General features: G+C 72.4%; 5 protein-coding genes. 4 read left to right on the forward strand and 1 reads right to left on the reverse strand.

What is annotated here, in order from left to right:
• The first annotated feature begins 24 nt into the window (after positions 1–24).
• Together IE275_RS36575 and IE275_RS36580 are read left to right on the forward strand one after the other, a co-directional pair.
• A complete protein-coding gene (locus IE275_RS36575; protein WP_189716966.1) occupies positions 25–1,689 on the forward strand; it encodes a M4 family metallopeptidase in 1,665 nt (554 codons plus the stop codon).
• 70 nt (positions 1,690–1,759) lie between these two features.
• A complete protein-coding gene (locus IE275_RS36580; protein WP_189716967.1) occupies positions 1,760–2,269 on the forward strand; it encodes a DUF1990 domain-containing protein in 510 nt (169 codons plus the stop codon).
• Positions 2,270–2,357: 88 nt separating this feature from the next.
• Here the strand turns inward: IE275_RS36580 and IE275_RS36585 are convergent, their stop codons facing one another.
• Positions 2,358–4,982 carry a glycosyltransferase family 1 protein gene (locus IE275_RS36585; protein WP_189716968.1) on the reverse strand — a complete coding sequence of 875 codons (2,625 nt, stop codon included), beginning with the start codon at positions 4,980–4,982 and terminating at the stop codon, positions 2,358–2,360.
• A 223-nt stretch (positions 4,983–5,205) separates the two neighbouring features.
• Here IE275_RS36585 and IE275_RS36590 point away from each other — a divergent pair, with 223 nt between their 5' ends.
• Entirely contained in the window at positions 5,206–6,408 is a 1,203-nt protein-coding gene (locus tag IE275_RS36590) for a S8 family peptidase (RefSeq protein ID WP_189716969.1), read from the forward strand.
• Between the two features lie 187 nt (positions 6,409–6,595).
• Positions 6,596–7,254: maltotransferase domain-containing protein (locus tag IE275_RS36595; RefSeq protein ID WP_189716970.1), on the forward strand; the 659-nt coding region annotated here is incomplete at its 3' end.

A 7,254-nucleotide genomic window follows, 5' to 3' on the forward strand; every position in this document is an offset into this window, starting at 1 on the left:
CACCCCCACATCCAAGGAGCTTGTGTGACCTCCCTCTACGCGCGTCACCGCCGCACCTCGCTGACCATCGCCACCGCCGTCGCGGCCGGTGCGCTGGTCACCACCGGCCTCACCGCCGGTACGGCCGCCGCTCAGACGCCCGCGGACTCCACGACCAAGACCCCGCTGGCCGTGCCGGTCGCCCTCTCCGCGTCCGCCCGCACCGCCCTGATCCAGGACAAGCAGGCCGACGCCCCCGCGACCGCGCAGGAGATAGGCCTGGGCGCCAAGGAGAAGCTGGTCGTCCGTGACGTGATCAAGGACGCGGACGGCTCGGTGCACACCCGCTACGAGCGGACCTACGCGGGCCTGCCGGTCCTCGGCGGCGACCTCGTCGTCCACGAGTCGGCCGCGGGCGTCAGCAAGGGCGTCACGAAGGCGACGAAGACCACCATCAAGGTCGCCTCCGTCAAGCCGGTCATCGCCGCCGCCAAGGCCGAGAAGCAGGCCCTGACCCTCGCCAAGGACGCCGGCTCCGCGAAGACCGCGGCCGACTCCGCGCCCCGCAAGGTGATCTGGGCGGGCAACGGCAGCAAGCCGGTCCTCGCCTACGAGACCGTCGTCGGCGGCCTCCAGGAGGACGGCACCCCGAACGAGCTGCACGTCATCACCGACGCGGCCACCGGCAAGAAGCTGTACGAGTACCAGGGCATCGAGACCGGCACCGGCAAGAGCCTGTACTCGGGCACGGTGACGCTCGGCACGACCCTGTCGGGCTCGACGTACCAGCTGACGGACAGCACGCGCGGCAGCCACAAGACGTACAACAAGGCGCGCAGCACGAGCAGTTCGGCGGGCACGCTGTTCACGGACGCCGACGACACCTGGGGCACCGGCGCGGCCTCCAGCTCGACCACGGACCAGACGGCCGCCGTCGACGCCGCCTACGGCGCCCAGACGACCTGGGACTTCTACAAGAACACCTTCGGCCGCAGCGGCATCAAGAACAACGGCGTCGCCGCCTACTCCCGCGTCCACTACGGCAACGCCTACGTCAACGCCTTCTGGGACGACAGCTGCTTCTGCATGACCTACGGCGACGGGTCGAGCAACACCCACCCGCTGACCTCGCTGGACGTCGCCGGACACGAGATGACCCACGGCGTCACCTCGAACACGGCGGGCCTGAACTACTCGGGCGAGTCCGGCGGCCTCAACGAGGCGACCTCGGACATCTTCGGCACCGCGGTCGAGTTCTACGCGGCGAACTCCTCCGACGTCGGTGACTACCTCATCGGCGAGAAGATCAACATCAACGGCGACGGCACCCCGCTGCGCTACATGGACCAGCCCAGCAAGGACGGCGGGTCGGCCAACTACTGGTCCTCGTCCCTGAAGAACCTGGACGTGCACTACTCGTCCGGTCCGGCGAACCACTTCTTCTTCCTGCTGAGCGAGGGCAGCGGCAGCCGGACCATCAACGGGGTGACCTACAACTCCCCGACGTACAACAGCTCCACCCTCACCGGCATCGGCCGCGCCAAGGCGGTCCAGATCTGGTACAAGGCGCTGACGACGTACATGACCTCGACGACCACCTACGCGGGCGCCCGCACGGCGACCCTGAGCGCGGCGTCTGCCCTGTACGGCTCCACCAGCACCGAGTACAAGGCGGTGGCGGCGGCCTGGACGGCCGTCAACGTCGCCTGATCACGAGCGGCCGGCACGGGGCGGCACCCGGGACGAACGCGTCCCGGGTGCCGCCCTACCCTTGGCTCCCATGTCCTTCACGTACGACGACGTCGGCGCCACCCGCGAGCCCGGCTTCTGCCCGCCCGGCTTCCACCCCCTGCACGTGCGCGCCCGCATCGGCGAGGGCCACGACGTCTTCCACCGCGCCGCGGAAGCGGTGATGACCTGGGAGATGCACCGCGCCCTCGGGGTGGGCATAGCCGCGACCGCCGAGCGGGCGGCCCCCGACGTCGACGTCACCGTCACCCTGGCCGGCGTCATCAAGGCCCCCTGCCGCGTGGTCTGGACGGCCGAGGAACCCCGCCGCGCCGGCTGGGCCTACGGCACCCTCCCCGGCCACCCCGAATGCGGCGAGGAGTCCTTCGTCGTCGACCGCACCGGCGACGGCACGGTCTGGCTCACGATCTCCGCCTTCAGCCGCGCCGCCAAGTGGTACGCCCGAGCGGCCGGCCCGGCGACCCGGGGGTTGCAGCAGGCGTACGCGCGGCGGTGCGGAACGGTCCTGCGGACCCTGGCGGACGATCCGAAGGCCTGGTGAGCGTCTCGGGGCGTCCTCCGGGAGGGGCCGGTACGGCCCCGTACCCGTCGGACGGGTACGGGGCCGTGCGTGGACCGGGCGGCGGGCGCTACCGCAGCAGCACCCCCGCGGCCCCCGCCAGTTCCTCCGAAGGCACCGCCACCACGCCCACCTCCGCGCCCGAGGCCAGGAGGCGGTGGGAGGGCAGGACGCGGACCGTGTAGCCGAAGGGGCCCGTGCGGTCCAGGGACAGGGGGCCCTCGTAGAGCCAGCGGCCCTCCAGGTCGGGGCCGCCCGCCGGTTTCAGGGGGACCGTCGTCGCGTCCGTGATCCGGTCCTGCTCGTCGACGCGGCCGGAAACCGCCTGCACCTCGACGTCCTCGGGGGCGAGGTCGCCGAGGTGGACGCGGACCCGCAGGGCGAGCGTCGAGCCCAGTTCGGCGGTGGTCGTGACGACGGACGTCTCCACGTGGCCGACCGTCACCCCGTGCCAGGCGGACCGCACCCGCCCCTTCCAGGCGGCCAGTTCGCGGGCGGTGTCCGGGTCCATCGCGCGGTGCGCCTGCGCGGCGGGGGTGTAGAGGCGCTCCACGTACTCCCGGACCATGCGGCCGGCCAGCACCTTGGGGCCGAGCAGCGACAGGGTCTGGCGGACCATCTCGATCCAGCGGTCGGGCAGCCCCGCCCGCCCCCGCTCGTAGAAGCGGGGGGTGATGCGCTGTTCGAGGAGGTCGTAGAGCGCCGCCGCCTCGATGTCGTCCCGGCGGTCGGGGTCCGTGCCGGCGCCGTCCGCCGTGGGGATCGCCCAGCCGAAGTCGGGCTGGAACCACTCGTCCCACCAGCCGTCCAGGACGGAGAGGTTGAGACAGCCGTTGAGCGCCGCCTTCATGCCGGACGTGCCGCACGCCTCCAGGGGACGCAGCGGGTTGTTCAGCCAGATGTCGCAGCCCGGGTACAGCTTCTGGGCCATGGCCATGCCGTAGTCGGGCAGGAAGACGATCCGGTGGCGCACGCGCGGGTCGTCGGCGAACCGGACCAGTTCCTGCACCAGCCGCTTGCCGCCGTCGTCCGCCGGGTGCGCCTTGCCCGCCACCACGATCTGGATCGGACGCTCCGGGTGCAGCAGCAGCTCCATCAGCCGGTCACGGTCCCGGAGCATCAGCGTCAGCCGTTTGTACGAGGGGACCCGGCGCGCGAAGCCGATGGTGAGGACGTCCGGGTCCAGCACGCCCTCGATCCAGCCCAGCTCCGCCGTGCCCGCGCCCCGCTGCCGCCAGGACGCCCGCAGCCGCTCGCGCACCTCCGTCACCAGTTGCTCGCGCAGCAGCCGCCGCAGCTCCCAGACGTCCTGGTCGGGAATGGCGGCGACCGCGTCCCAGCGCTCGTTGCCGCCGACGGTCAGCGCGTCCTCGGCGCGCTGGACGCCGACCTGCCGGGCGCCGAGCCGCAGCACCTCGGGGGCCACCCAGGTCGGCGCGTGGACACCGTTGGTGACGGAGGTGATCGGCACCTCCTCGGCGTCGAACCCGGGCCACAGGCCGGCGAACATCCCCCGGCTGACCTGGCCGTGCAGCAGTGACACCCCGTTGGCGCGCTGGGCGAGCCTGAGGCCCATCACCGCCATGTTGAAGAGGTTCGGCTCGCCTCCCGGGTAGGTCTCCATGCCCAGCCGCAGGATGCGGTCGACGTCGATGCGCGGGAGTTCGGCGTCGGGGCCGAAGTGCCGGGCGACCAGCTCGCGGTCGAAGCGGTCGATGCCCGCCGGGACGGGCGTGTGGGTGGTGAACACGGTGCCCGCGCGGACCGCCTCCAGCGCGGAGTCGAAGTCCAGGCCGTCGTCGCAGAGTTCCGCGATCCGCTCCAGGCCCAGGAAGCCGGCGTGGCCCTCGTTGGTGTGGAACACCTCCGGCAGGGCGTGGCCGGTGAGCCGGCAGTACGTCCGTACCGCCCGGACACCTCCTATGCCGAGGAGCATCTCCTGGAGGAGCCGGTGCTCGCTGCCGCCGCCGTACAGCCGGTCGGTCACCCCGCGTTCGCCGAGATCGTTCTCCTCGACGTCGGAGTCGAGCATGAGGAGGGGGACGCGGCCGACCTGTGCCAGCCAGATCCTGGCGTGCAGCTGCTTGCCGGCGGGGAGCGCGATGGAGAGCCGGGCGGGGGTGCCGTCGTCCTCGCGCAGCGGGGTCAGCGGCAGCTCGTTGGGGTCGAGGACGGGGTAGTGCTCCTGCTGCCAGCCGTCGCGGGACAGGGTCTGGCGGAAGTATCCGTGCCGGTAGAGCAGACCCACACCGATCAGCGGGACGCCCAGGTCGCTGGCGGCCTTCAGATGGTCGCCGGCGAGGATGCCGAGGCCGCCGGAGTACTGGGGCAGGGCGGCCGTGACGCCGAACTCGGGGGAGAAGTAGGCGACGGCGGCCGGCAGGTCGCCGGTACGGGCCTGGGCCTGGTACCAGCGGTCGCCGGTCAGGTAGTCGTGCAGGTCGTCGGTGGCCGCGGTCAGCCGGCGCAGGAACCGGCGGTCCTCGGCCAGCTGGGCGAGCCGCTCGGGGCTCACCCCGCCGAGCAGCCGCACCGGGTCCTTGTCCGAGGCGGCCCAGCGTTCGGGATCGACGGACTGGAACAGTTCACGGGTGTCCGTGTGCCAGGACCAGCGCAGATTGCGGGCCAGGTCGCTGAGCGGCCGGAGGGGTTCGGGGAGAAGGGGTCGGACGGTGAATCGACGGATCGCCTTCACATTCCACCTCGGCGTGACGCGTTCGCTGGATGGACGCACGGCTCTGTACGCCCGGTGACTCAGCACCGTACCGGTGTTGTCCCGACAGCTGTTGGAGGCTTTCCCCGATCGGACCGAAACACGCAATCAAGCGATATGACTGATTCCACTCACACAGGCCACCTTGTGGCACTTCGCCCCGCACGAGAGGCTTCCCCTTGAGTCGAGGAGGGGATCTCGAACCATGGCACGGACGTGTACCCGGCGTCTGCGCCGGGTGGGGGGCCTGACCGCGGTCGTGACGACCGTGGTCCTGTCGGCCGTCACCCCGCCCGCGCAAGCCGTACCGGAGGGGACGATAGTCGGCGCCGGTCTGCCCGGCTCCGTCGGCGGAAGTTATCTGGTGACGCTGAAGGGGGGCACAAAGGCGTCCTCCGCGGCCGGACGCCGCCTGGTCGGGGCGTACGGAGCGAGAATCAGCCACACCTACGGCACGGTCCTCAACGGCTTCGCGGTGGAGGCCGACGAGAGACAGGCCCGGCGGCTGGCGGCCGATCCGCTCGTCGCCTCGGTCGCCCAGGACACCCGGGTCGCCCTGGACAGTACGGTGCGCCGTCCGCCGTCCTGGGGACTGGACCGGATCGACCAGCCGGCCCGGCCGCTGGACGGCACCTACTCCTGGCCGAAGTCGGCGGGCGCCGGGGTGACGGTGTACGTCATCGACACCGGTGTCCGGGTCACCCACCAGGACTTCGGCGGCCGGGCGAGCTACGGCTGGGACTTCGTCGGCGGTGACCGCACCGCCGCCGACGGCAACGGCCACGGCACCCATGTGGCCGCCACCGTCGCGGGCACCGCCTTCGGTACGGCCAAGAAGGCGAAGGTGGTCGCCGTCCGGGTGCTCGACGACGCCGGCGCGGGCACCACCGCGCAGGCCATCGCGGGCATCGACTGGGTCACCCGGCACGCCCACAGACCCGCGGTGGCCAATCTCAGTCTGGGCGGCGGCTACAACGCGCAGCTCGACGCGGCCGTCCGCACCTCCATCCGGTCCGGCGTCACCTACACCGTGGCGGCCGGCAACGAGAGCCGGCCGGCCGCCCTCCAGTCCCCGGCCGACGTCAGGGAGGCCGTCACCGTCGGCGCCACCGACCGCGCGGACGCCCGGGCGGCGTTCTCCAACTACGGATCCGCCCTCGACCTGTTCGCGCCGGGTGTGTCGATCACCTCCGCCTGGCACACGAGCGACACCGGACGGGCGACGTACTCCGGTACGTCGATGGCGGCGCCGCACGCGGCGGGCGCGGCCGCCCTCTATCTGGCCGACCATCCGAAGGCCACGCCGGCCCAGGTCTCCCGGGCGCTCGTCGCGGGGGCGGCGAACGGCAAGATCTCCGGCCGAGGAGCCGGTTCGCCGAACAAAATCCTGCAAGTGCCGCCGTTCTAGGGAGTCCTGGCGGCGGCCCCCCATGACCGGTCCCGTTCCTCACGAACGGGGCCGGTCTTGTGCGTAGACATACGCGCGAGTAGTTAACAAAGTGCCGGAATGCTCACCCGTTCAGGGTGGGAAGGCTCCCCCGGTACTCGACCCCACATCCCTCCGCCCACCCCCGTTGAAGCGGACAGGAGCGGTCATGCCCGCCACGCACCACTCGTCGGCACCCCCGACATCCCGCACCAAGGCCACCGAAGCATCCGAGACGCGCCCCGCGCGTTCCGCCGACACCGGCCCGCCCGCCGCGGAGCGATCCTCCGCCGACGACGCCACCGCCGTCGGGCGCATCCCGGTCCTCGACGTCCGCCCCGTCGTCCAGCAGGGGCGCCGGCCCGCCAAGGCGGTCACCGGTGAGACGTTCGAGGTCTCGGCGACCGTGTTCCGTGAGGGGCACGACGCCGTCGCCGCCAATGTCGTCCTGACGGACCCACGCGGCCGCCCCGGCCCCTGGACGCCGATGCGTGAACTCGCCCCCGGCACCGACCGCTGGGGCGCCGACGTGACCCCGGACGCGCCGGGCCGCTGGACGTACACGGTGGAGGCCTGGAGCGATCCGGTCGGCACCTGGCGGCATGTTGCCGGGATCAAGATTCCGGCCGGCCAGGACACGGAGCTGGTCCTGGAGGAGGGCGCCCGGCTGTACGAGCGGGCCGCGGCAGGTCTGCCCGGGTCCGGCGGACGACGGGCCGTCCTGCGGGCCGCGGCCGACGCGCTGCGCGACGAGAGCCGGCCGCCCGCCGTCCGGCTGGCGGCGGCGTCGGCGCCGGAGGTGGACGCGGTCCTGGCCCGCCACCCCCT

Source organism: Streptomyces phaeofaciens (genome assembly GCF_014648915.1).
Classification (GTDB): Bacteria; Actinomycetota; Actinomycetes; order Streptomycetales; family Streptomycetaceae; genus Streptomyces; species Streptomyces phaeofaciens.